General features: G+C 57.3%; 18 protein-coding genes. 8 read left to right on the forward strand and 10 right to left on the reverse strand.

Translation table 11 applies throughout. The features are described 5' to 3' along the window. Window positions 1–231 precede the first annotated feature (231 nt). From feoA to feoC, 3 genes are read left to right on the forward strand one after another with little or no spacing between them, the layout of a single operon-like run. A complete protein-coding gene (feoA, locus tag AC4IC4_RS21310) occupies window positions 232–459 on the forward strand; it encodes a ferrous iron transporter A (RefSeq protein ID WP_008503050.1) in 228 nt (75 codons plus the stop codon). A 29-nt stretch (window positions 460–488) separates the two neighbouring features. Next, window positions 489–2,807, forward strand: a complete 2,319-nt coding sequence (gene feoB / locus AC4IC4_RS21315) for a Fe(2+) transporter permease subunit FeoB (RefSeq protein ID WP_491471839.1) — start codon at window positions 489–491, stop codon at window positions 2,805–2,807. A 12-nt stretch (window positions 2,808–2,819) separates the two neighbouring features. Then, window positions 2,820–3,056: a [Fe-S]-dependent transcriptional repressor FeoC gene (gene feoC / locus AC4IC4_RS21320; protein WP_063138080.1), complete on the forward strand. Its 237-nt coding sequence runs from the start codon at window positions 2,820–2,822 to the stop codon at window positions 3,054–3,056. Between the two features lie 33 nt (window positions 3,057–3,089). Here feoC and AC4IC4_RS21325 read toward each other — a convergent pair whose 3' ends face one another. Together AC4IC4_RS21325 and bioH are read right to left on the reverse strand one after the other, a co-directional pair. Continuing rightward, complete coding sequence (locus tag AC4IC4_RS21325) at window positions 3,090–3,359, reverse strand: YdgH/BhsA/McbA-like domain containing protein (protein ID WP_032648320.1); 270 nt, start codon at window positions 3,357–3,359, stop codon at window positions 3,090–3,092. Between the two features lie 111 nt (window positions 3,360–3,470). Continuing rightward, window positions 3,471–4,244 carry a pimeloyl-ACP methyl ester esterase BioH gene (bioH, locus tag AC4IC4_RS21330; protein WP_491471840.1) on the reverse strand — a complete coding sequence of 258 codons (774 nt, stop codon included), beginning with the start codon at window positions 4,242–4,244 and terminating at the stop codon, window positions 3,471–3,473. Between the two features lie 37 nt (window positions 4,245–4,281). On the opposite strand from bioH, the gene gntX reads away from it, so the two are divergent. The 3 genes from gntX (at window position 4,282) to gntT (ending at window position 7,237) form a co-directional block, all read left to right on the forward strand. Next, on the forward strand, window positions 4,282–4,965 hold the full coding sequence (gntX, locus tag AC4IC4_RS21335; protein WP_024907903.1) for a DNA utilization protein GntX: 684 nt from the start codon (window positions 4,282–4,284) through the stop codon (window positions 4,963–4,965). Between the two features lie 61 nt (window positions 4,966–5,026). Beyond that, the gene (gene nfuA / locus AC4IC4_RS21340) at window positions 5,027–5,602 is read left to right on the forward strand and encodes a Fe-S biogenesis protein NfuA (protein ID WP_003861601.1); all 576 of its coding nucleotides are present in this window, start codon (window positions 5,027–5,029) and stop codon (window positions 5,600–5,602) included. A 318-nt stretch (window positions 5,603–5,920) separates the two neighbouring features. Next, window positions 5,921–7,237, forward strand: a complete 1,317-nt coding sequence (gene gntT, locus AC4IC4_RS21345) for a gluconate transporter (protein WP_024907902.1) — start codon at window positions 5,921–5,923, stop codon at window positions 7,235–7,237. A gap of 86 nt (window positions 7,238–7,323) precedes the next feature. Here gntT and malQ read toward each other — a convergent pair whose 3' ends face one another. After that, complete coding sequence (malQ, locus tag AC4IC4_RS21350; protein ID WP_491471841.1) at window positions 7,324–9,405, reverse strand: 4-alpha-glucanotransferase; 2,082 nt, start codon at window positions 9,403–9,405, stop codon at window positions 7,324–7,326. Between the two features lie 9 nt (window positions 9,406–9,414). Continuing rightward, window positions 9,415–11,808, reverse strand: coding sequence for a maltodextrin phosphorylase (gene malP, locus AC4IC4_RS21355; RefSeq protein WP_024908894.1), 2,394 nt, complete (start codon window positions 11,806–11,808; stop codon window positions 9,415–9,417). Between the two features lie 585 nt (window positions 11,809–12,393). Here malP and malT point away from each other — a divergent pair. Beyond that, window positions 12,394–15,099, forward strand: a complete 2,706-nt coding sequence (gene malT, locus AC4IC4_RS21360) for an HTH-type transcriptional regulator MalT (RefSeq protein WP_024908893.1) — start codon at window positions 12,394–12,396, stop codon at window positions 15,097–15,099. A gap of 81 nt (window positions 15,100–15,180) precedes the next feature. On the opposite strand, the gene AC4IC4_RS21365 is transcribed toward malT, so the two are convergent. Genes AC4IC4_RS21365 through glpE form a run of 3 tightly spaced genes read right to left on the reverse strand, consistent with a single transcriptional unit; the run spans window position 15,181 to window position 17,166 of the window. After that, a complete protein-coding gene (locus AC4IC4_RS21365; RefSeq protein ID WP_008503060.1) occupies window positions 15,181–15,939 on the reverse strand; it encodes a DeoR/GlpR family transcriptional regulator in 759 nt (252 codons plus the stop codon). A 16-nt stretch (window positions 15,940–15,955) separates the two neighbouring features. Next, window positions 15,956–16,786, reverse strand: coding sequence for a rhomboid family intramembrane serine protease GlpG (glpG, locus tag AC4IC4_RS21370; RefSeq protein ID WP_491471842.1), 831 nt, complete (start codon window positions 16,784–16,786; stop codon window positions 15,956–15,958). A gap of 47 nt (window positions 16,787–16,833) precedes the next feature. Then, window positions 16,834–17,166: a thiosulfate sulfurtransferase GlpE gene (gene glpE / locus AC4IC4_RS21375; protein WP_006177908.1), complete on the reverse strand. Its 333-nt coding sequence runs from the start codon at window positions 17,164–17,166 to the stop codon at window positions 16,834–16,836. Window positions 17,167–17,354: 188 nt separating this feature from the next. On the opposite strand from glpE, the gene glpD reads away from it, so the two are divergent. After that, entirely contained in the window at window positions 17,355–18,863 is a 1,509-nt protein-coding gene (gene glpD / locus AC4IC4_RS21380) for a glycerol-3-phosphate dehydrogenase (protein WP_491471843.1), read from the forward strand. Between the two features lie 88 nt (window positions 18,864–18,951). On the opposite strand, the gene glgP is transcribed toward glpD, so the two are convergent. Genes glgP through glgC form a run of 3 tightly spaced genes read right to left on the reverse strand, consistent with a single transcriptional unit; the run spans window position 18,952 to window position 24,146 of the window. Further along, window positions 18,952–21,399 carry a glycogen phosphorylase gene (gene glgP, locus AC4IC4_RS21385; protein ID WP_032648304.1) on the reverse strand — a complete coding sequence of 816 codons (2,448 nt, stop codon included), beginning with the start codon at window positions 21,397–21,399 and terminating at the stop codon, window positions 18,952–18,954. Between the two features lie 18 nt (window positions 21,400–21,417). Then, a complete protein-coding gene (gene glgA / locus AC4IC4_RS21390) occupies window positions 21,418–22,851 on the reverse strand; it encodes a glycogen synthase GlgA (RefSeq protein ID WP_024908888.1) in 1,434 nt (477 codons plus the stop codon). Further along, window positions 22,851–24,146 (reverse strand): glucose-1-phosphate adenylyltransferase, encoded by a 1,296-nt coding sequence (gene glgC / locus AC4IC4_RS21395; RefSeq protein ID WP_032648303.1) that lies wholly within the window; start codon window positions 24,144–24,146, stop codon window positions 22,851–22,853. Before glgC ends, glgA begins: the two co-directional genes overlap by 1 nt. Window positions 24,147–24,155: the final 9 nt, after the last annotated feature.

Genomic DNA, 24,155 nt, shown 5'->3' on the forward strand with positions numbered 1-24,155 from the left:
GTAATATATGAAACCGATTGCACATCCATATTTAAACCACCAATTATCACCCCGTTAACAAATCCTCTCCTTTTCGTTTTCCAGGCATTTCAGCAAATATTGAGCAAGGTCAAAAAGGCCGTAAATTAATATCGCAAACAACATTCCGTCACAGTTTTAATATTGCTGATAAAAACTATTCTCATTATCATCCCATAGTAGATAATTTAACCTTTCGTGGAATCAGGCGTTATGCAATTCACTCCAGACAGTGCATGGAAGATTACCGGTTTTACCCGCGAAATTAGCCCGGCCTATCGGCAAAAGCTGCTGTCGCTGGGCATGCTGCCCGGCTCGTCCTTTCAGGTCGTACGCGTGGCGCCGTTAGGCGATCCGGTTCATATCGAAACCCGCCGCGTGAATCTGGTGCTGCGTAAGAAAGACCTCGCGTTAATAGAAGTCGAAGCCTTATCCCGATAACAAGCCAGCGGTTTCAGTGAGTCTAAAAAATGAAAAAGTTAACTATTGGCTTAATTGGCAATCCTAATTCCGGCAAGACTACGCTTTTTAACCAGCTGACTGGAGCCCGCCAGCGCGTGGGCAACTGGGCGGGCGTGACGGTTGAGCGTAAAGAGGGCCAGTTCACGACAACGGACAATCAGGTAACGCTGGTCGACCTTCCCGGCACCTACTCCTTAACCACCATTTCGTCGCAAACCTCGCTCGATGAGCAGATTGCCTGCCACTATATTCTTGGCGGCGACGCGGACCTGCTGATCAACGTGGTCGATGCCTCCAATCTCGAGCGTAACCTTTATCTGACGCTGCAGCTGCTGGAGCTGGGGATCCCCTGCATCGTGGCGCTCAACATGCTCGACATTGCGGAGAAACAAAAGCTGCGCATCGACGTCGATGCCCTCTCCGCGCGCCTGGGGTGCCCGGTGGTTCCGCTGGTCTCGACGCGCGCTCGCGGTATTGATGCGCTGAAGCTGGCCATTGACCGTCACGCAGGGAATCGTGGCATTGAGCTGGTGCATTACGCGCAGCCTCTCCTGCGCGAAGCCAATTTGCTGGCGCAGGAGATGGACAACAGCATGCCTGCGAAACAGCGCCTGTGGCTTGGACTGCAGATGCTGGAAGGGGATATCTACAGCCGCGCTTACGCCGGGCATGCGGCAGATAAGCTGGACGCGACGGTGGCCCGTCTTAGCGACGAGCTGGACGACCCGGCGCTGCACATCGCCGACGCCCGTTACCAGGCCATCGCCTCGATTTGCGACGTGGTCAGTAACGCGCTGACGGCGGAACCCAGCCGCTTTACGGCGGCAGTAGATAAGGTTGTGCTTAACCGCTTCCTCGGTTTGCCGATCTTCCTGCTGGTGATGTACGTGATGTTCCTGCTCGCCATTAACATCGGTGGCGCACTGCAGCCGATTTTTGACGCCGGTTCTGTCGCGGTCTTCGTCCACGGGATCCAGTGGGTGGGTTACACCCTGCACTTCCCGGAATGGCTCACCATCTTCCTCGCGCAGGGGATCGGCGGCGGTATCAACACCGTTCTGCCGCTGGTGCCGCAGATCGGCATGATGTATCTGTTCCTCTCGTTCCTGGAAGATTCCGGCTACATGGCGCGCGCCGCGTTCGTGATGGATCGTCTGATGCAGGCGCTGGGTCTGCCGGGTAAATCCTTCGTCCCGCTGATTGTCGGCTTCGGCTGTAACGTGCCGTCGGTGATGGGCGCACGCACCCTGGATGCGCCGCGTGAACGTCTGATGACCATCATGATGGCGCCGTTTATGTCCTGCGGTGCCCGTCTGGCAATCTTTGCGGTGTTTGCCGCAGCCTTCTTCGGTCAGCAGGGCGCGCTGGCGGTCTTCTCGCTGTATGTGCTGGGCATCGTGATGGCGATCCTCACCGGTCTGATGCTGAAGCACACCATCATGCGCGGTGAAGCGTCACCGTTTGTGATGGAGCTGCCGGTGTACCACGTGCCGCATCTGAAAAGCCTGGCGATCCAGACCTGGCAGCGTCTGAAAGGCTTCGTCCTGCGCGCCGGTAAGGTGATTGTCATCGTCAGCATTTTCCTGAGCGCACTGAACAGCTTCACCCTCAGCGGGCAGGCGGCAGATAACATCAACGACTCTGCCCTCGCTTCCGTCAGCCGCGTCATCACGCCGGTCTTCAAACCGATTGGCGTGCATGAGGATAACTGGCAGGCAACCGTCGGGCTGTTCACCGGTGCGATGGCGAAAGAGGTGGTTGTCGGCACCCTGAACACGCTTTACACCGCTGAGAACATTCAGGAACAGGAATTTAATCCGGCAGAGTTTCATCTCGGTCATGAGTTGCTGGGGGCCGTAGAGGAGACCTGGCAGAGCCTGAAGGACACCTTCAGCCTGAGCGTGCTGGCGAACCCGATTGAAGCGAGCAAAGGCGACGGCGAAATGGCGACGGGTGCCATGGGCGTGATGGGCGAGAAATTTGGCAGCGCGTCCGCGGCCTACAGCTACCTTATCTTTGTACTGCTCTACATTCCGTGCATCTCGGTGATGGGGGCGATTGCCCGCGAGTCCAGCCGCGGCTGGATGGGCTTCTCCATCCTGTGGGGGTTAAACATTGCGTACTCGCTGGCGACGCTGTTTTATCAAACCGTTAACTTCAGCCAGCATCCGCGCTACAGCCTGGTCTGCATTCTCGCGGTTGTGCTGTTTAACGTGGTAGTGCTCGGTCTGCTGCGGCGGGCGCGCAGCCGCGTCGATATCGACCTGCTGGCAAACCGTAAAACCGCCGCGACCTGCTGCAGCAGCCCGACAGGCGACTGTCACTAAGGAGTACACCACATGGCATCGTTGATTCAGGTTCGTGACCTGCTGGCGCTACAGGGGCGGATGGAGGCGAAACAGCTGAGCCTCAGCCTGCACACGCCGCAGCCGATGATCGATGCCATGCTGGAAAGACTGGAAGCCATGGGGAAAGCGGTGCGGATTCAGGAAGAGCCGGACAGTTGTCTCTCCGGCAGTTGTAAAAGCTGTCCGGAAGGAAAGGCCTGCCTCAGGGAATGGTGGGCACTGCGCTAGTAAAGCCAGGCATCGCTGCCCGGCTTTATCGTGTTACTTGTAGACGTCCGCCGTTGCGCGTACGTTTTTGGTCTGCTTTTCAGCGCTGGTGACGACGTAGTACGTTCCGCCCAGCTCATCCGCTTTCTTCGACAGCTCTTTTCTCGCGTCCATCGGCGCGGTGGTGTCAGACGTAGTAATCTCACCAATTTTCGTCAGATTCATGCTGGCAACTTTATCTTTTTCCAGCTCTTTTGCCGCAAAGACGCCAAATGACAGTGACCCAATAACCAGAGAAGTGACAATACCTGTAACAAGTTTCATAGCCTGACTCTCCATAGGATTGTTGTTTTGATTATCGTAGGCAGAACAACCGCAACGACATCTGGAGTATGGTTGCGGTGTGTTACTTTTTCCAGGCAGGATAGAAAATAATCAGTCGAAACGTTGACTTAACGCAATGAGCGCTGAACAAAACTCCGCCGGATGAGAGATGAACGGGGCATGTGCGGCTTTGGCAATGATCTGCGATTCGCTGTTCGGCCACAGTTCATCCAGCAGCGGAGCCACTTTGCGCGGCACAATTCCGTCAAGGTAACCATAAATACGCAGGTGCGGCAGCGTCAGGGCGGCCAGCGGCTCGCGCAGATCAACGGTTTTCAGGAGCTCAAGACCGCCGTTTAGCACCTCAACCTCCGGCATCGGCAGTGACAGCACGGTTTGCTTCAGCGTGCGGGCATCCTTACGGGCGGTGTCAGTTCCCATCGTCTGCAGGGCGAGGAACCGCTCTACGGTCCGCTGGAAATCTTCACTCAGCTGCTGCTGGAAGCCCGCCAGTACCTCGGGTTTTATCCCCGGCCACGCGTCCTGCGCGCTAAAACAGGGTGACGACGCCACCGTCACCAGCGCTTTTACGCGGTCAGGCCGCGACAGCGCAATCTGGCTTGCCACCAGTCCGCCCAGGCTCCAGCCCAGCCAGACAGCGTTTTGCGGCGCGGCGTCCAGAACCTGCTGCGCCATCTCATCAAGAGACAACGCGCCATATCCGCGGCTGCGGCCAAAGCCGGGTAAATCCACCAGATGCAGTGTGAAATGCGAGGCGAGTTCCTCACGTATGCAATGCCATATCTCCGCATTCAGGCCCCATCCGTGCAGCAGCACAAGATGGCAATTTCCTGTCCCTACAGTCTGCCACCACAGCGTCTTCATCAGTTACTGTTCTCTTTTTTTCACATGGAGGTTGCACATGCTAACAGTACCTGGGTTGTGCTGGCTATGCCGAATGCCGCTGGCGCTCAGCGGGTGGGGCGTCTGCTCCGTCTGTACGCGTTCGCTGGAATGGCGTATCGGGATCTGTCCACAATGTGGTTTACCGGCCACAAATTCCTCTTTGCCCTGCGGCCGCTGCCTGAAGAAATCCCCGCCGTGGAGCGCGCTGGTGGCCGTAGATGATTATGTTCCACCGCTAAGCAGGCTGATTCACGCGCTGAAGTTTTCCGGGCAGAGCTCGCTTGCACCGCCCCTTGCCCGCCTGCTATTGCTGGCGGTTTTGCAGGCACGGCGTCATCGCGCACTGCCGAAAATTGACAGGGTGGTGAACGTCCCCTTATACCGACATCGGCACTGGCGGCGCGGCTATAACCAGAGTGACCTGATCTGCCGTCCCCTCGCACGGTGGCTCGGCTGTCGGTATGATGCCAGCGCGCTGACGCGTGTTCATGCCACCGCCATCCAGCATCAGCTCAGCGCGCGGCTTCGCAAAAGAAACCTCAAAAATGCCTTTCGCCTTGAATTACCGGTCGACGGTCTCCATATCGCGATTGTGGATGATGTCGTCACCACGGGCAGTACCGTTGCTGAACTTTCCCGACTGCTTTTGCGAAGCGGCGCCGCGTCGGTTCAGGTATGGTGTCTGTGCCGTACCTTGTAGCCCTTCTTCAATGGGCGTATGATTATACCCAGGTAATTTAGTCAACTATTAGGCCAAAGCTATGATCCGTATTTCCGATTCTGCACAAGCGCACTTTGCCAAACTGCTGGCAAATCAGGAAGAAGGGACGCAGATCCGCGTGTTTGTGATTAATCCAGGCACTCCGAATGCAGAATGTGGTGTTTCTTATTGTCCTCCGGACGCTGTGGAAGCCACCGACACTGCCCTTAAATTTGAACAGCTCACCGCCTACGTTGATGAGCTGAGCGCACCGTATCTTGAAGATGCGGAGATCGACTTCGTCACCGATCAGCTGGGTTCTCAGCTGACCCTGAAAGCGCCGAACGCGAAAATGCGTAAAGTGTCTGACGATGCCCCGCTGATGGAGCGCGTCGAGTATCTGCTGCAATCCCAAATCAACCCACAGCTGGCGGGCCACGGCGGTCGTGTTTCCCTGATGGAAATCACGGAAGATGGCCTGGCGATCCTGCAGTTTGGCGGCGGTTGTAACGGTTGTTCAATGGTCGATGTCACCCTGAAAGAAGGGATCGAGAAGCAGCTGCTGAACGAGTTCCCGGAACTGAAAGGCGTGCGTGACCTGACCGAACACCAGCGCGGCGAGCACTCTTACTACTAATTCAGTGCCCGTCTGTATCGCCCGGTGGCGCTGCGCTTACCGGGCCTACAAAACCCTACCCCCCCCCTCTTCGTTCCCCTCTATATGTTGACCTGCGTCTCATAATTCACATTTTGCCTGCCAGGGTGATTCTCAATTACGTCATGTTACCCGTATCATTCTCATGGGCACTAAGCACACTCATAACAGCCGACTAAACTTAATGGTTTCCAAGGCATCAGTATTAGTGCCGTTACTTCTCTGTTCCCAGTTGGGACAATCGGAATGTGTCGTTGAAACAATGACGTTACCCATAACAATTCAAAGGCCAGGTAAATCATGCCATTAGTCATCGTTGCTATCGGTGTTGTGTTATTACTGCTCTTGATGATCCGTTTCAAAATGAACGGATTTATCGCTCTGGTTCTGGTGGCACTTGCAGTCGGTCTGATGCAGGGTATGCCGCTGGTTAAAGTTATCAGTTCCATCAAAGCCGGTGTCGGCGGCACGCTCGGCAGCCTGGCGTTGATCATGGGCTTCGGCGCCATGCTCGGTAAAATGCTGGCGGACTGTGGTGGCGCCCAGCGTATTGCTACCACGCTTATCGACAAATTTGGTAAGAAGAATATTCAGTGGGCAGTGGTGTTAACCGGTTTTACCGTCGGTTTCGCGCTGTTCTACGAAGTGGGCTTCGTGCTGATGCTGCCGCTGGTGTTCACCATCGCAGCTGCAGCGAGCATCCCGCTGCTGTATGTTGGTGTGCCGATGGCTGCGGCGCTGTCCGTGACCCACGGCTTCCTGCCGCCGCACCCGGGTCCAACCGCTATCGCGACCATCTTCCACGCGGATATGGGTAAAACCCTGCTGTTCGGTACGATTCTGGCGATCCCGACGGTGATTCTGGCAGGCCCGGTTTATGCCCGCTTCCTGAAGGGCATTGATAAGCCAATCCCGGAAGGTCTGTACAGCGCCAAAACCTTCACCGAAGAAGAGATGCCTGGTTTTGGCGTCAGCGTCTGGACCTCTCTGGTACCGGTGATCCTGATGGCAATGCGTGCCGTGGCAGAGATGATCCTGCCGAAAGGTCATGCGTTCCTGTCCGTTGCGGAATTCCTGGGTGACCCGGTGATGGCAACGCTGATTGCCGTGCTAATCGCGATGTTCACCTTCGGTCTTAATCGCGGCCGTTCAATGGATCAGATCAACGACACGCTGACCTCGTCCATCAAAATCATTGCCATGATGCTCCTGATCATCGGCGGTGGCGGTGCATTCAAGCAGGTTCTGGTCGACAGCGGCGTGGACAAATACATCGCGGCCATGATGCATGAAACCAACGTGTCGCCGCTCCTGATGGCCTGGTCTATCGCTGCCGTGCTGCGTATTGCCCTGGGCTCTGCGACCGTTGCGGCGATTACCGCAGGCGGTATCGTTGCTCCGCTGATTGCCACCACGGGCGTGAGCCCTGAGCTGATGGTTATCGCCGTCGGTTCCGGTAGCGTGATTTTCTCTCACGTTAACGACCCGGGCTTCTGGCTGTTCAAGGAGTACTTCAACCTGACGATCGGTGAAACCATCAAGTCCTGGTCCGCGCTGGAAACCATTATTTCGGTGTGCGGTCTGGTCGGGGTGCTGCTGCTCAATATGGTGGTCTGATGTAAAAAAGCCGGGTGGCGCTGACGCTTACCCGGCCTACATTCTATTCCCTCTCCCCCAGGGAGAGGGTTAGGGTGAGGGTGAAATTACCGCTTCTTACTCACCGCCCTTCTGCGCTTGTCCAAATCCTTAATCAGCCTGTTCACCCCGTCATCGGCAAACATCTTCTCAAGCGTGGTGGACAGCTTGCGACGCCAGTTCTTGTACTGATAGCTGGTGCCCGGAATGTTCACCGGCTCCGCCATATCAATCCAGTCTTCCGGCTGCAGACCCAGCAGGGCGCTGTTGCTGTCGGCAATATAGCGCTGCAAACCACGGTTGAGGGTCGCGGTCATCGACATCAACGACGCCTTATGCCCGGCGCGTTTCGGCAGACAGCCCTGCTTGTGCAGCGCATCCAGCAGCCCCTGCTTAGAAAGCTCGCGATCCTGATACAGGCCGCGCAGAACCTCTTCATCTGGATACAGTCCCAGCGTTTTGCCGAGCGTCAGATCGCCGCTTTCCCAATAGCCACGAAGCGTAGGAAGGTCATGCGTCGTCGCGACTGCCATTGACTGTTCAGGGTACGCTTTCGGCGCGCGGAAGGTTTTCTCATGGTCGTTTTCAAAATAGAGCACTTTGTAGGAGTAGACGCCGCTGTCGCGGAGCTTGCTGACAATTTCCACCGGCACGGTACCGAGATCTTCACCGATCACCATGCACTGGTGACGCTTACTTTCCAGCGCCAGGATCGACAGCAGATCGTCAACCGGGTACTGCACGTACGCCCCGTGATCCGCCGTTTCACCGTACGGGATCCACCACAAACGCAGCACGGACATCACGTGGTCAATACGCAGCGCCCCGCAGTTCTGCATGTTAGCGCGCAGCAGGTCGATAAACGGCTCGTAGGCGCGCGCCGCCATGACGTGCGGATCCATTGGCGGCAATCCCCAGTTCTGACCGAGCGGGCCAAGGATATCCGGTGGTGCCCCCACGGAGGCTTTCAGACAGTAAAGTTCACGATCGCACCAGGTTTCCGCGCCGCCTTCCGCCACGCCGACGGCCAGGTCACGATACAGGCCGATCGGCATCTTATAGCCCTGACTCACCTGCCAGCAGGCGGCAAACTGGCTGTACGCCAGCCACTGCAGCCACAGGTAGAAGTCCACCTCATCGGCATATTTTTTACAGAACGCTTTTACTTCCGGCGTGTCGACGGACTGATACGCTTCAGGCCAGACCGGCCAGCCCCAGCGCATTTCGTCCTCTTTCACCTGATACGCGTGCAGCGCATCAAACGCCGCCTGCCAGTACAGGCTCTCGCCCTCCTGCGTCACAAACTGACGGAACGCGGCCATCTGCTCGTCGTCACGCTGCGAAAAGCCTTTCCACGCCAGGCGCAGCGCGGCCATTTTCAGCGCCGTGACGGTGGAATAGTCCACCCAGTCTGCGTCGCGCGCCTGCTTCAGCGCCTGCTGCGTGGTGCTGAGTTTCCACCACGCCTGCGCCTCTTTGCTGTTTTTGAAGTCATCTAAGGCGTTAACGTCGATATAAATCACGTTCAGCCAACGACGGGACGACGGGCTATACGGGCTGGCGCTCTCCGGGTTGGCGGGATAAAGCGCGTGGATCGGGTTGAGGCCGATGAACGCGCCGCCGCGCTCGCCCACGGATGCCAGCATATTCTTCAGATCGCCAAAATCACCGATGCCCCAGTTGCTGTCGGAACGCAGGGTGTAGAGCTGCACGCAGGCGCCCCACAGCTTCTTGCCTTCGAGCAGCGCCTGCGGCTCGTAGCAGCGTTTTGGCGCGACGATCACCCGGCAGTGGAAACGCCGATCGTCCTGGGTGAGCGTGAGGGTGTGATAGCCCTCCGGCAGCTTCGCCGGAAGGTTTAACGTTTTGCCGCCGGTGGCGTGACCTTTGTGCTGATGCCCCTCTTCGGTGGTCAGCAGCCAGCTAAACTCGCCGCGCCCCTCCACCGCCAGCGGCATCTTTTTGCCTGCGGTGAATACCTTCACGTTCGGCACCGGCGCACCCGACGCTTTCGCGTCGGTTTTGTGCATAGCGTCCAGCAAACGTCTTTTGGTGTCGGCGCCAATAGACTGCGGTTTGCCGTGAGCATTGATGTAACTGAGGCTGATCCCCGCCGCCTGCGCGGCGCTGTCCAGACGTTTACTCTCCATCGCGCTTCCTTAGCGTTTTGCCTGCCAGATACGGGCCTGATAATCACGGATTGAACGGTCAGAGCTGAACATACCGCAGCGGGCGGTGTTCAGGATGCACGCCCGGGTCCACGCCTCCTGGTCGCGATAGAGCACGTCGACCTGTTTTTGCGCTTCGACATAGGCCGTGAAGTCCGCCATCACCAGATACGGGTCACCGCCGTGTTTGTCCATGCTGTGCAGCATCTGGTCAAACGCGTGCTTGTCGCCGTCGCTGTATTTACCGCTTTCCAGCTCCTTCAGCACCGCATCAAGCACTTTGTCTTTCTTACGCCATTTCACCGGGTCATAGCCTTTGGCCTTGATGGCTTTCACCTCTTCCACGGTATGGCCGAAGATAAAGATATTCTCTTCCCCCACCTTCTCGGCGATTTCGACGTTGGCCCCGTCGAGCGTACCGACGGTAAGCGCGCCGTTCAGCGCCAGCTTCATGTTGCCGGTACCGGACGCTTCTTTCCCTGCGGTAGAGATCTGCTCGGAAATATCCGCCGCCGGGATCAGCATTTCAGCCGCCGAGACGCAGTAATCCGGCAGGAACACCACCTTCAGCTTGTCGCCCACTTTCGGATCGCTGTTGATCGCCGCCGCCACTTTATTGATGGCGAGGATGATGTTTTTCGCCAGGTAGTAGCCCGGCGCCGCTTTCGCACCGAACAGGAACACGCGCGGCACGCGGTCGGCCTGCGGGTTCTCGCGGATCTCTTTGTACAGCGCCAGAATGTGCAGCAGGTTCAGGTGCTGGCGTTTGTACTCGTGCAGACGCTTGATCTGGATATCGAAAATCGCATTCGGGTTGATCTCAATCCCGGTACGCATTTTCACGAACTCCGCCAGGCGAACCTTGTTCTCCAGCTTGATCGCACGGTACTGCTCGCGGAATTTCGCGTCGTCGGCCTGTTTTTCCAGGTTGATGAGCTGGTCCAGATCGTTGGCCCACTCTTTCTTCAGGGTCTTGTCCAGCAGGCCGGCCAGCAGCGGGTTGCACTGCTTGATCCAGCGACGCGGCGTGATGCCGTTGGTCACGTTGTGGAATTTGGTTGGCCACAGCTGGTGGTATTCAGGGAACAGATCTTTCACCACCAGATCCGAGTGTAGCGCCGCCACGCCGTTCACCGCAAAGCCGCTGACTACGCACATGTTCGCCATGCGCACCTGCTTATCGTGCACCACCGCCAGCTTCGCCCAGACCGCTTTGTTACCCGGCCAGGTTTTATCCACGAGCTTTTTAAACTGGTCGTTAATCTTGTTGATGATCTGCATGTGGCGCGGCAGCAGCGCTTTCACCAGCTTCTCATCCCAGCACTCGAGCGCTTCCGGCATCAGGGTGTGGTTGGTGTAGGCAAAGGTACGGCTGGTGATGGCCCAGGCGTCATCCCAGCTCAGTTGATGCTCGTCGATCAGCACGCGCAGCAGTTCCGGGATCGCAATCGTCGGGTGCGTGTCGTTGAGCTGAATCACTTCGAAGTCCGGCAGCTGCGCCAGCTTGCGGCCCGCCAGGTGATGGCGACGCAGAATGTCCGCCACGGAGCAGGCGCACTGGAAGTACTGCTGCATCAGGCGCAGCTTTTTACCGGCCAGGTGGTTGTCGTTCGGATAGAGGACTTTGGTCAGCTTCTCGGCGTCGATACCCTGCTGCTCGGCGCGCAGGAAATCGCCATCGTTGAATTTGGTCAGGTTAAACGGATGGGCATGCTTCGCCTGCCACAGACGCAGCGGCTGCGCCACGCCGTTACGGTAGCCAAGCACCGGCAAATCCCAGGCTTCACCGGTGATGGTGAACGCCGGTTCCCAGAGCCCCTGCTTTGTCACTTTCCCGCCAATGCCAACCTGCACATCCAGCTGCGCGTTGTGGCGGAACCACGGATAGGTATTGCGATGCCAGTCGTCCGGCGCTTCCATCTGATGACCGTCAGCGAACGACTGACGGAACAGGCCGTACTGGTAGTTCAGGCCGTAGCCAATCGCCGACTGGCCGACGGTCGCCATGGAGTCCAGGAAACAGGCCGCCAGACGTCCCAGGCCGCCGTTGCCCAGCGCCGGGTCAATCTCTTCTTCCAGCAGGTCGGTCAGGTTAATGTCGTGCTCTTTGAGGACGTCACCCACCTCCTGATACCAGCCGAGGTTCAACAGGTTGTTGCCCGTCAGACGGCCAATCAGGAATTCCATTGAAATGTAGTTTACATGGCGCTGGCCTTTTACCGGTTTTGCCAGAGGTTGAGCATCCAGCTGCTCTGCGAGCGCACCGCTCACTGCCTGCCACCACTGGTGAGGCGTCATTTCGTTTGCAGCATGAAGGCCAAAACGCTGCCACTGACGCGTCAGGGCAGCCTGGAATTGAGCTTTGTTGAAGGTAGGCTGTGACATAGGGGATCGGCATCCTTTAGAAAGAAAACACAAGTTGGCGCTAGTGTGCCTGGCTCATTTCCCCTCTTCCTCCTCCCGTGGGGGATTAGACAGGGAGGAGTAGCGGGGATGAGCAGAAAAGTGTGATCGAGGCCACTCTCAGAGCATAGTTCGAGTGTGCCCGGAAGATAAAAAAGTAACCGAGGATAATGTCAAAGAAATGAAATGCAGTTTCGGGTGAAATCAAACCCCACCGAAATAATTACTTACGTAGAATAATATTTCTGCAATCACGTAATCGCTAAGGCGATTATTAATCTCCCTTAACTTTACCAGCAGTATATTAAATTTGACGTCACTATCCCTTTCTGAAACCAGTTTCAGCGCAGCGGTAACCAGTACAGACAAGCCAGCAGTGACGGGGCGTCAAAGACCTTTCCAGAAAGTTCCATCTTCTTCCTGAATGTTTTGTGACAGAGTGCAAATTCACAGCCACCAAATCCAGACATAACTTGCAATAGTTAACTTATTGGCCGACCTTATATCCATTAATTACGAAGCGCAAAAAAAATAAAATCTCTCGTTCCCCACAGTGAAGTGAAACCTATGTTGATTCCGTCTAAATTAAGTCGCCCGGTTCGCCTTGACCATACAGTGGTCCGCGAACGTCTGTTGGCTAAACTTTCCGGCGCGCATAATTTCCGACTGGCGCTGGTTACGAGCCCTGCAGGTTATGGAAAAACAACGCTCATTTCGCAATGGGCCGCAGGTAAGAGCGATCTTGGCTGGTACTCCCTCGATGAGGGCGATAACCAGCAAGAGCGTTTTGCCAGCTATCTGATTGCCGCCATACAGCAAGCCACCCATGGACACTGCGTCGCCAGTGAGATGATGGTGCAAAAGCGCCAGTACGCCAGCTTGTCTTCACTTTTCTCTCAGCTGTTTATCGAACTGGCCGAATGGCATCGCCCGCTTTACGTGGTGATTGATGATTATCATCTCATCACTAACCCGGTGATTCATGAATCGATGCGTTTCTTCCTGCGCCATCAGCCGGAAAACCTGACTTTAGTCGTGCTGTCACGCAACCTGCCGCAGCTGGGTATTGCCAACCTGCGCGTGCGCGATCAGCTTCTGGAAGTGGGCAGCCAGCAGTTGGCCTTTACCCACCAGGAAGCAAAACAGTTCTTTGACTGCCGCCTGACCTCACCGATTGAGGCCGCCGAAAGCAGCCGTCTGTGTGATGACGTTGCGGGCTGGGCCACGGCGCTGCAGCTTATCGCCCTCTCTGCCCGGCAAAACAACAGTCCGGCGCATCAGTCTGCGCGGCGTCTGGCGGGCATCAACGCCAGCCACCTTTCTGACTACCTGGTGGATGAGGTGCTGGACAGCGTCGATCCCTCGACGCGTAATTTCCTGCTGAAAAGCTCTCTGCTGCGTTCCATGAATGATGCGCTCATCGTGCGGGTGACGGGCTGTGAAAACGGTCAGCTGCAGCTCGAAGAGATTGAACGTCAGGGCCTTTTCCTGACGCGCATGGACGATCCGGGCGAGTGGTTTAGCTATCACCCGCTGTTTGGTAGCTTCCTGCGCCAGCGCTGTCAGTGGGAAATGGCGGTTGAACTCCCGGAGATTCACCGTGCCGCCGCTGAAGGCTGGATGGCACAAGGCTTCCCGAGCGAGGCCATCCACCACGCGCTGGCCGCCGGTGATGCCAGCATGCTGCGCGATATCCTCCTCAACCATGCATGGGGCCTGTTTAACCACAGCGAACTGACGCTGCTGGAAGAGTCCCTCAAAGCCCTGCCGTGGGAAAGCCTGCTGGAGAACCCGCGTCTGGTGCTGCTGCAGGCCTGGCTGATGCAGAGTCAGCATCGTTACAGCGAAGTGAACACCCTGCTGGCGCGCGCCGAGCAGGAGATGGAAAGCGAAATGGATACCACCCTGCACGGCGAGTTCAACGCGCTGCGCGCTCAGGTGGCCATTAACGACGGCGACCCGGACGAAGCTGAACGGCTAGCGATGGTCGCGCTGGATGAACTGCCGCTGGCTAACTTCTACAGCCGCATCGTGGCGACCTCGGTGCACGGCGAAGTGCTGCACTGCAAAGGCGATCTCACGCGTTCGCTTTCACTGATGCAGCAAACCGAGCAGATGGCGCGTCGTCATGATGTCTGGCACTACGCGCTGTGGAGCCTGATCCAACAGAGTGAGATTTTATTCGCGCAGGGGTTCCTGCAGGCCGCCTGGGAAAACCAGGAAAAAGCGTTCCAGCTGATTCGTGAACAGCATCTGGAACAGCTGCCGATGCACGAGTTCCTGTTGCGTATTCGCGCTCAGCTGCTGTGGGCATGGTCGCGTCTGGATGAAGCAGAAAGCTGTGCCCGTCAGGGTGTGGATGTTCTTTCCAGCTTCCAGCCGCAGCAGCAGCTGCAGTGTCTGGCGCTGCTGGTCCAGTGCTCGCTGGCGCGCGGCGATCTCGATAACGCCCGCAACCATCTGAACCGCCTGGAGAACCTGCTCGGCAACGGTCAGTATCATAGCGACTGGGTCTCCAACGCCGATAAGGTCCGGGTGATTTACTGGCAGATGACCGGCGATAAAAAATCCGCCGCAAACTGGCTGCGTCAGACGCCAAAACCGGAATTTGCCAACAACCACTTCCTGCAGAGCCAGTGGCGCAACATTGCCCGCGCGCAGATCCTGCTCGGTGATTTAGAGCCCGCTGAGATTGTGCTGGAGGAGCTGAACGAGAACGCGCGCAGCCTGCGCCTGATGAGCGACCTGAACCGCAACCTGCTGCTGCAGAACCAGCTCTACTGGCAGGCGGGTCGTAAAAACGATGCCCAGCGCGTGCTGCTGGAGGCGCTGCAGCTGGCTAACCGCACCGGGTTTATCAGCCACTTTGTGATTGAAGGTGAAGTGATGGCGCAGCAGCTGCGTCAGCTTATTCAGCTCAACACACTGCCGGAGCTGGATCAGCATCGCGCCCAGCGTATTCTGCGCGAGATTAACCAGCATCATCGTCACAAGTTCGCGCACTTCGATGAGAACTTCGTTGAACGTCTGCTGAACCACCCGGAAGTGCCGGAGCTTATTCGCACCAGCCCGCTCACCCAGCGCGAATGGCAGGTTCTGGGGCTGATCTATTCAGGTTACAGCAATGAGCAGATTGCCGGTGAGCTTGCGGTGGCGGCGACCACCATCAAAACGCATATCCGCAACCTGTACCAGAAGCTGGGCGTGGCGCATCGTCAGGATGCGGTACAGCATGCGCAGCAGCTGTTGAAGATGATGGGGTACGGAGTGTAATTCATTGCCCGGCGGCGCTACGCTTGCACGGTCCTACGGGTTTTGTAGGTCGGGTAAGCGCAGCGCCACCCGACACAACCATTAGCACAATTCCAGCTGCAGATTATTATCCTTAATCACCTGCATCACGCCCGCTGGCGGCATCACGTCGGTGTAGACCGCATCCACCATGCTGATGCTGCCCATGTTCACCATCGCGTTACGCCCAAACTTCGAATGGTCTACCACCAGCATCACGTGACGTGAGTTTTCAATGATCGCGCGCTTGGTGCGCACCTCGTGGTAATCAAACTCCAGCAGCGAGCCGTCGCTGTCGATGCCACTGATCCCCAGAATGCCGAAGTCGAGGCGGAACTGAGAGATAAAATCGAGGGTGGCTTCGCCGATAATCCCACCGTCGCGGCTGCGCAGTTCGCCGCCCGCGAGGATGATGCGGAAATCGTCTTTCTGCATCAAGGTGTTGGCCACGTTCAGGTTGTTGGTGACCACGCGCAGGTTCTCGTGATCCAGCAGGGCATGGGCGACCGCTTCCGGCGTGGTGCCGATATCAATAAACAGCGTTGCCCCGTTCGGGATCTGGCTGGCGACCTTGCGGGCAATACGCTCTTTCTCCGCCGTTTGTGTGGCTTTACGGTCGTGCCAGGAGGTGTTGACCGAACTCGACGGCAGCGCCGCGCCGCCGTGGTGGCGAAGAATACGGTTCTGATCGGCCAGGTCGTTCAGGTCACGACGGATGGTTTGTGGGCTGACGGCAAACTGCTCCACCAGCTCTTCGGTGCTGACGTATCCCTGTTTTTTTACTAGTTCGATAATGGCGTCATGACGTTGTGTTTGTTTCATCAATTATCCCTGAGAATTATGTTCGTTTTCGCGCATGGAGCGTGTCGGCAAAGGCCATCGCCAGCCCCACGGCCAGCCCGGCGACGTGTGCGCCGTTGGCGATAGACATACCAAACAGATCAAACCATCCGGCAATTAGCCATATTAACGCAAAGGTTATTAATCCGCGTTGCAGATAGATGCCACTTTCCGGGTCGCGCTCCCCGCGAAGCCAGACGTAGCCCATCAGGGCATACACAACGCCCGATAGCCCGCCGAACCACGGCCCGCTGAACTTGTGCTGCACGTAGCCGCTCAGCAGGGCGCTGATAAGGGTGATAACGATCAGCTTGCCGCTGCCCAGACGTTTTTCAACGGCACCGCCGAGATACCACCACCAGAGCAGGTTAAAGAGGATATGCATCACCGAGAAGTGCATTAGCGCGTGGCTAAAGTAGCGCCAGACGTCAAACTCAAGTGACGGATCATAGGGCCACGCCAGGGCAATCATCACGCTCTGGTCGCCGACCACGTTCATGATAATGAAGACAATGATGCAGGCCGCCATCAGCAGCAGCGTAAACGGGCCCGCGCGCTCGCGAATGGTGGCGAGGAAGGGAAAGCGGCTGTAGTGCAATCCGCTGCCGGTCTGGCCGGACTGCCAGCTTGCCGCCAGATAGCGCGGGTCGCCAGGGTTCTCAAGAAAACGCGCCAGCTCCTCGTTTACCCGCCCGGCCTGGCTCTCATCGGCCAGCCAGATGTCGGTCTGCGTATGTTGCTGAATAGTCAGAATAACGCCCTGCGTCGCCATATAGTCGACAAACGCCTGGGCGACGCGCGGGTTGGTAAAAGAGGTGATCATCAACATGGGCAGCGGTCGCTTATTTCCACACAAAAGGGGACAGTATAGCGGGATCAGCGCTCAAAAGCGTATTCCACTTCTGCCGGGAAATGACGATGCCAGGCATCGAAGCCGCCGTCGACGCTGTACACCGCGTCGTAACCCTGCTGAAGCAGATACTGCGCCGCGCCTTTGCTGCTGTTGCCGTGGTAGCACATGACCATGACCGGCGTCTCGAAGTCGTTATCGCGCATAAACGCGCCCAGCGTGTCGTTCGTGAGATGGAACGCGCCGGGCGTATGGCCCATCGCAAAACTCTGCGGATCGCGGATGTCCACCAGCACCGCTTTTCCCTGGTGCATCTTCTGGTGGGCTTCTTCTACGTTAATACATTCAAACTGATCCATGGTGTTCTCTTTACAGTGGTCAACGACACAATTTTACCCCGTAGTGTACGTCCTGGCGGCGGGTAAACGCCATTATGTTATCCATATCACTCTAAATTGTTTTTTTGATGTTACCAAAAGCGCGTTCCTTTGCTATTATGAGCGATATCGAACATTTCTGAGCTTTAACGAAAGTGCATGAGGGTGTTATGGAAACCAAAGATCTGATTGTGATAGGCGGTGGCATCAACGGTGCCGGTATTGCGGTCGATGCCGCAGGACGCGGTTTATCCGTACTGATGCTGGAAGCTAACGATCTCGCCTGCGCGACGTCGTCCGCCAGCTCCAAACTGATTCACGGTGGCCTGCGCTACCTGGAACACTACGAATTCCGCCTGGTCAGTGAAGCACTGGCCGAACGAGAAGTACTGCTGAAAATGGCCCCGCATCTGGCGATTCCGATGCGCTTCCGCCTGCCCCATCGCCCGCATCTGCGTCCGGCATGGATGATCCGAATTGGTCTGTTTATGTACGATCATCTGGGTAAACGCACCAGTCTCCCGGGTTCGAAAGGTTTGCGTTTTGGCTCAGAATCGGCCCTTAAGCCTGAAATCGTGCGCGGATTCGAATATTCCGACTGCTGGGTGGACGATGCGCGCCTGGTGCTGGCGAACGCGCAGATGGTTGAGAAGAAAGGCGGCGAGGTGAAAACCCGCACTCGCGCGACCGCTGCCCGTCGTGAAAACGGCCTGTGGATTGTGGAAGCGGAAGACATCGATACCGGCGAGAAATTCAGCTGGAAAGCGCGCGGCCTGGTGAACGCTACCGGCCCGTGGGTGAAGCAGTTCTTCGACGACGGCATGCATCTGCCTTCCCCGTACGGCATCCGCCTGATCAAGGGCAGCCACATTGTGGTGCCGCGCGTGCATACCCAGAAGCAGGCTTACATTCTGCAGAACGAAGACAAGCGCATCGTGTTTGTGATCCCGTGGATGGACGAGTTCTCGATCATCGGCACCACCGACGTGGAGTACAAAGGCGATCCGAAGAACGTCGAGAGCGACGAGAGCGAAGTGAACTACCTGCTCAAAGTGTATAACGCGCACTTTAAGAAACAGCTGTCACGCGACGACGTGGTCTGGACCTACTCCGGCGTGCGTCCGCTGTGCGATGACGAGTCTGACTCACCGCAGGCCATCACCCGCGACTATACGCTCGATATTCACGACGTTGACGGTCAGGCGCCGCTGCTGTCCGTGTTTGGTGGCAAGCTGACCACCTACCGCAAGCTGGCCGAGCACGCGCTGGAAAAACTGGCGCCGTACTACAAAGGCATTGGCCCGGCATGGACCAAGGGCGCGGTGCTGCCCGGCGGTGATATCGGCGGTAACCGCGATGATTACGCCGCGAAGCTGCGCCGTCGCTTCCCGTTCATCACAGAAGGGATGGCGCGCCACTATGCCCGCACCTACGGCAGCAATACCGAGCTGTTCCTGGGCGATGCAAAGGACATTGCGGATCTGGGCGAGCATTTCGGCCACGAGCTGTATGAAGCCGAGCTGCGTTACCTGGTTGAGCACGAGTGGGTGCGTCGTCTGGACGATGCTATCTGGCGCCGTACCAAAGAAGGGATGTGGCTCAACGCCGAACAGCAGTCTCGCGTGGCGCAGTGGTTGCTGCAAAATGCGGGAAAGCGTGAGCTGTCGCTGGCGTCCTGATGTGAAAAAACGCCCGGTGGCGCTACGCTTACCGGGCCTACGGGATCAAGTAGGCCGGGTAAGGCGAAGCCGCCACCCGGCTTTGTTTTTACAACCTCACCGGATCAATATGCCAGATCGTCTCGGCATACTCCTTGATGGTCCTGTCTGACGAGAAATATCCCATATTGGCGATGTTGTACATCGCGGCGCTGGTCCACTTCTCCGGCTGGCGATACAGTTCATCCACCTTGTCCTGACAGTCCACGTAGCTGCGATAATCCGCCAGCACCTGGTAGTGATCGCCAAAGTTAATCAGCGAATCCACCAGATCGCGATAGCGGCTCGGTTCATCCGGGCTAAACACGCCGGTTGCAATCTGCGTCAGCACCTGGCGTAACTCTTCATCCCCTTCGTAATATTGACGTGGCGAGTAGCCTTTTCTGCGTAGCGCCTCCACCTCTTCCGTCGTATTACCGAAGATAAAGATATTGTCTTCGCCCACATGCTCCAGCATCTCGACGTTCGCCCCGTCAAGCGTACCGATGGTCAGCGCGCCGTTAAGGGCAAACTTCATGTTACTGGTGCCGGATGCTTCCGTCCCCGCCGTGGAAATCTGTTCAGAGAGATCCGCCGCCGGGATGATCAGCTGCGCCAGGCTGACGCTGTAGTTTGGAATGAACACCACCTTCAGCTTGTCGCCAATGTCCGGATCCTGGTTAACCACCTTCGCCACGTCGTTGATGAGATGAATAATGTGCTTCGCCATATAGTAGGCCGACGCCGCCTTACCGGCAAAGATCTTCACTCGCGGCACCCACTCGGCCGTCGGATCGGCCTTAATGCGGTTGTAATGGGTGATCACGTGCAGCACGTTCATCAGCTGACGCTTGTATTCGTGGATGCGTTTGATCTGCACGTCGAACAGCGCTTTCGGGTTTGCGACCACGTTGAGGTGCATCGCCAGCCAGACCGCCAGACGCTTTTTGTTCAGCAGCTTGGCTTCGCGCACGGCTTTGTTCACCGTCGGGAAATCAATATGCTGTTCCAGCTCGCTCAGCTGGCTCAAATCGGTACGCCAGGTGCGGCCAATATTCTCGTCCAGCACCTCAGAGAGCGGCTGGTTGGCCAGCGCCAGCCAGCGGCGCGGGGTGACGCCGTTGGTCACGTTGCAGAAGCGCGTCGGGAAGATCTTCGCAAAGTCCGCAAACAGCGACTGCACCATCAGGTTCGAGTGGAGCTCGGACACGCCGTTGACCTTGTGGCTGATGACAACCGCCAGCCAGGCCATGCGCACGCGACGACCGTTCGACTCATCAATGATGGACGCGCGGCTCAGCAGGCCAGTATCGTTCGGATACTGCTCCTGCAGCGTCTTGAGGAAGTAGTCGTTAATCTCAAAGATAATCTGCAGATGGCGCGGCAGGATTTTGCCGAGCATGTCCACCGGCCACGTCTCCAGCGCTTCGCTCATCAGCGTGTGGTTGGTGTACGAGAACACCTGGCAGGTCACCTCAAAGGCGTCGTCCCAGCTGAACTTATGCTCGTCGATCAGCAGGCGCATCAGCTCCGGAATAGAGAGCACCGGGTGGGTGTCATTAAGGTGGATCGCGGTTTTCTCCGCCAGGTTGGCGTAGGTTTTGTGCAGCTGATGGTGGCGGCTGAGGATGTCCTGAATGGTCGCCGAAACGAGGAAGTACTCCTGACGCAGGCGCAGCTCGCGGCCCGAGTAGGTCGAGTCATCCGGGTACAGCACGCGGGACACGTTCTCGGAGTGGTTTTTATCCTCCACCGCCGCGAAGTAGTCACCCTGGTTAAATTTACCGAGGTTAATTTCGCTACTGGCCTGGGCACTCCACAGGCGCAGCGTGTTGGTGGCGTCAGTGTCGTAGCCGGGGATAATCTGGTCGTAGGCCACGGCCAGGATCTCTTCCGTTTCCACCCAGCGGGATTTTTTCCCTTCCTGCTGAATACGTCCGCCAAAGCGCACCTTGTAGCGCGTGTTGTGGCGCTTGAACTCCCACGGGTTGCCGTACTCCAGCCAGTAGTCCGGGGACTCTTTCTGACGCCCGTCGACGATGTTCTGTTTGAACATGCCGTAATCGTAGCGAATACCGTAGCCGCGGCCCGGCAGCGCCAGCGTCGCCAGCGAGTCGAGGAAGCAGGCGGCGAGACGCCCCAGACCGCCGTTACCGAGGCCCGGGTCGTTCTCTTCGTCGATCAGTTCTTCTAAATCTAACCCCATCTCTTCCAGTGCGGTTTTGACGTCGTCATAAATACCGAGCGACAACAGCGCATTGGACAGCGTGCGGCCAATCAAAAATTCCATCGACAGGTAGTAAACCTGACGCGTCTCCTGAGAGAGCTGGGCGCGGTTTGAGCGCAGCCAGCGTTCCACTAAACGGTCACGCACGGCAAACAGGGTAGCGTTCAGCCACTCGTGCTTGTTGGCAATAACCGGATCTTTCCCGATGGTGAACATCAGCTTGTAGGCGATAGAGTGCTTTAACGCCTCAACGCTGAGCGTGGGTGAAGAGTAGCTAAATGGAGCGTTCATATCAGTAACTTCGCCTCGTTACATCAAGCGTTGATAGAGATCGCGGTATGACTGCGCCGCGACGTGCCAGCTAAAGTCCATGGACATCGCCTGACGTTGTACGTAACGCCACAGCGATGGACGGGACCACAAGACGAAAGCACGCCGAATCGCCCGAAGCAGCGACCAGGCATTACTGTCCTCAAAGACAAACCCGCTGGCGATACCGTCCGCCAGGTTTTCCAGAGAGCTATCGGATACCGTATCCGCCAGTCCGCCCGTGCGGCGTACCAACGGCAGGGTGCCATATTTCAGGCCGTACAGCTGCGTCAGGCCGCAGGGTTCGAAACGGCTTGGCACCAGGATGACGTCCGCGCCGCCCATAATGCGGTGCGAGAATGCCTCGTGGTAGCCAATCTGCACGCCCACCTGACCCGGATGTTCCGCCGCGGCGGCAAGGAAGCCTTCCTGCAGCACCGGGTCGCCCGCGCCGAGCAGCGCCAGCTGTCCGCCCTGCTCCAGTAAACCGGGCAGCGCCTCCAGCACTAGATCCAGCCCTTTCTGGCTGGTCAGGCGGCTGACCACCGCGAACAGCGGCACTTTGTCGTTAACCTTCAGGCCCATCGCAATCTGCAGCTGGCGTTTGTTTTCCGCTTTGTCTTCCACGGAATCACGGCCATAGCGCGCCGCCAGCAGGAGATCGGTTTCCGGGCTCCAGATCTGTTCGTCCACGCCGTTCAGAATGCCCGACAGGCGGCCTTCGCGATGGCGCTGCTGCAGCAACCCTTCCATACCGTAGCCAAACGCCGGCTGGGTGATCTCACGCGCGTAGGTTGGGCTCACCGCCGTGATGTGATCGGCGTAGTACAGCCCGGCTTTCAGGAACGAGATCTGCCCGTTAAATTCCAGCCCGTGCATGTTATAGAACGATAATGGCAGATCGATTTCACTCATGTGATGGGCATAGTACATCCCCTGATACGCCAGATTGTGCACGGTAAAGACCGATTTGGCCGGATGGCCGCGCGCGGCGAGATACGCCGGGGCAAGCCCGGCGTGCCAGTCGTGCGCGTGCACCACATCCGGGCGCCAGAACGGATCCAGCCCCGTCGCCATTTCTGCGCCGACCCAGCCGAGCAGCGCAAAGCGCAGCACGTTGTCGGTATAAGCGAACAGGTTCGTATCGTGATACGGGCTGCCCGGTCGATCGTATAAGTGCGGCGCGTCGATCAGGTAAATCCCTACGCCATTGTAATGTCCAAACAGCAGAGTGATGCGTCCGGCGAAGGTCTCACGGCGGGTCACCACTTTTGCATCGGGTATACCACGCCGGATATCCGGAAAGGCGGGCAGCAGGACTCGGGTATCCACGCCTCCGGCGATTTGCGCTGCCGGTAATGCACCCAAAACATCTGCCAGACCGCCCGTTTTCAACAACGGGAACATCTCAGAACATACGTGTAAAACCTGCATCATCGCTCCTGTTTGATCTGCAGCTTCCGCAACATTTCCCGTGTGACTAACACGATCCCCTCTTCCGAACGATAGAAACGACGCGCGTCTTCTTCCGCGTTTTCACCAATCACCATCCCTTCGGGAATGACGCAGGCACGGTCGATCACGCAGCGACGCAGACGACACGAGCGCCCTACCCAGACATCCGGCAATAAGACTGCCGAATCGATATTACAGAATGAATTTATCCGCACGCGGGGGAACAGCACCGACTGCACCACCACCGAGCCTGAAATAATGCACCCGCCGGACACCAGCGAGTTCAGCGTCATACCGTGGCTGCCGGAGCGGTCCTGCACGAACTTGGCTGGCGGCAGCGACTCCATATGGGTACGAATCGGCCAGTTCTGGTCGTACATATCCAGCTCAGGCGTGACCGACGCCAGGTCGAGGTTCGCTTTCCAGTACGCCTCCAGGGTTCCCACGTCGCGCCAGTAAGGTTCCGCATTCGGGTCGGACTGCACGCAGGACAGCGGGAAAGGATGTGCATACGCCATGCCAGCTTTCGTGATTTTCGGAATGATGTCTTTACCGAAGTCGTGGCTGGAGTTTTCGTCTTTGTCGTCTTCTTCCAGCAGCTCATAAAGATATTCTGCATCAAAGATGTAGATCCCCATGCTGGCAAGCGATTTGGTGTCATCGCCCGGCATGGTTGGCGGGTTCGCCGGTTTTTCAACGAAGTCGATAATTTTGTCGTCGGCATCCACGTGCATGACGCCAAACGCCGTCGCTTCAGCAACGGGCACAGGCAGACACGCCACGGTGCAGCGCGCCCCTTTTTCGACGTGGTCGATGAGCATGTGGGAGTAATCTTGCTTGTAGATATGGTCCCCGGCGAGGATCACGATGTATTCCGCGTTATAGCGACGAATAATGTCGAGGTTCTGGGTCACCGCATCCGCCGTCCCGCGATACCAGTTCTCGCCGTGAACGCGCTGCTGCGCAGGGAGGAGATCGACAAACTCGTTCATCTCTTCGCTGAAGAATGACCAGCCGCGCTGGATATGCTGAACCAGCGTGTGCGACTGATACTGCGTTATGACGCCAATACGGCGAATGCCCGAGTTCAGGCAGTTGGAGAGCGCAAAGTCGATGATGCGGAACTTACCACCAAAGTGAACAGCAGGTTTGGCGCGCTTGATGGTCAAATCTTTCAGACGGGTACCACGCCCACCCGCAAGTATCAGGGCAACCGTTTTTAATGGTAGCTGGCGTGCCAACATTAAGGGATCGTTCTTCTCTAATCTAACCATGACTAACTC

It is taken from the genome of Enterobacter sp. Taxon_2 (genome assembly GCF_058355295.1).

What these genes read in the sequence shown, in the direction of transcription:
- glgC (WP_032648303.1), bottom strand. Translation starts at nt 24,146, where the DNA reads ATGGTTAGATTAGAGAAGAACGATCCCTTAATGTTGGCACGCCAGCTA.
- nfuA (WP_003861601.1), top strand. Translation starts at nt 5,027, where the DNA reads ATGATCCGTATTTCCGATTCTGCACAAGCGCACTTTGCCAAACTGCTG.
- malQ (WP_491471841.1), bottom strand. Translation starts at nt 9,405, where the DNA reads ATGGAGAGTAAACGTCTGGACAGCGCCGCGCAGGCGGCGGGGATCAGC.
- glpE (WP_006177908.1), bottom strand. Translation starts at nt 17,166, where the DNA reads ATGGATCAGTTTGAATGTATTAACGTAGAAGAAGCCCACCAGAAGATG.
- feoA (WP_008503050.1), top strand. Translation starts at nt 232, where the DNA reads ATGCAATTCACTCCAGACAGTGCATGGAAGATTACCGGTTTTACCCGC.
- malP (WP_024908894.1), bottom strand. Translation starts at nt 11,808, where the DNA reads ATGTCACAGCCTACCTTCAACAAAGCTCAATTCCAGGCTGCCCTGACG.
- feoC (WP_063138080.1), top strand. Translation starts at nt 2,820, where the DNA reads ATGGCATCGTTGATTCAGGTTCGTGACCTGCTGGCGCTACAGGGGCGG.
- gntX (WP_024907903.1), top strand. Translation starts at nt 4,282, where the DNA reads ATGCTAACAGTACCTGGGTTGTGCTGGCTATGCCGAATGCCGCTGGCG.
- glgP (WP_032648304.1), bottom strand. Translation starts at nt 21,399, where the DNA reads ATGAACGCTCCATTTAGCTACTCTTCACCCACGCTCAGCGTTGAGGCG.
- glpD (WP_491471843.1), top strand. Translation starts at nt 17,355, where the DNA reads ATGGAAACCAAAGATCTGATTGTGATAGGCGGTGGCATCAACGGTGCC.
- malT (WP_024908893.1), top strand. Translation starts at nt 12,394, where the DNA reads ATGTTGATTCCGTCTAAATTAAGTCGCCCGGTTCGCCTTGACCATACA.
- AC4IC4_RS21325 (WP_032648320.1), bottom strand. Translation starts at nt 3,359, where the DNA reads ATGAAACTTGTTACAGGTATTGTCACTTCTCTGGTTATTGGGTCACTG.
- bioH (WP_491471840.1), bottom strand. Translation starts at nt 4,244, where the DNA reads ATGAAGACGCTGTGGTGGCAGACTGTAGGGACAGGAAATTGCCATCTT.
- glgA (WP_024908888.1), bottom strand. Translation starts at nt 22,851, where the DNA reads ATGCAGGTTTTACACGTATGTTCTGAGATGTTCCCGTTGTTGAAAACG.
- gntT (WP_024907902.1), top strand. Translation starts at nt 5,921, where the DNA reads ATGCCATTAGTCATCGTTGCTATCGGTGTTGTGTTATTACTGCTCTTG.
- feoB (WP_491471839.1), top strand. Translation starts at nt 489, where the DNA reads ATGAAAAAGTTAACTATTGGCTTAATTGGCAATCCTAATTCCGGCAAG.
- AC4IC4_RS21365 (WP_008503060.1), bottom strand. Translation starts at nt 15,939, where the DNA reads ATGAAACAAACACAACGTCATGACGCCATTATCGAACTAGTAAAAAAA.
- glpG (WP_491471842.1), bottom strand. Translation starts at nt 16,786, where the DNA reads ATGTTGATGATCACCTCTTTTACCAACCCGCGCGTCGCCCAGGCGTTT.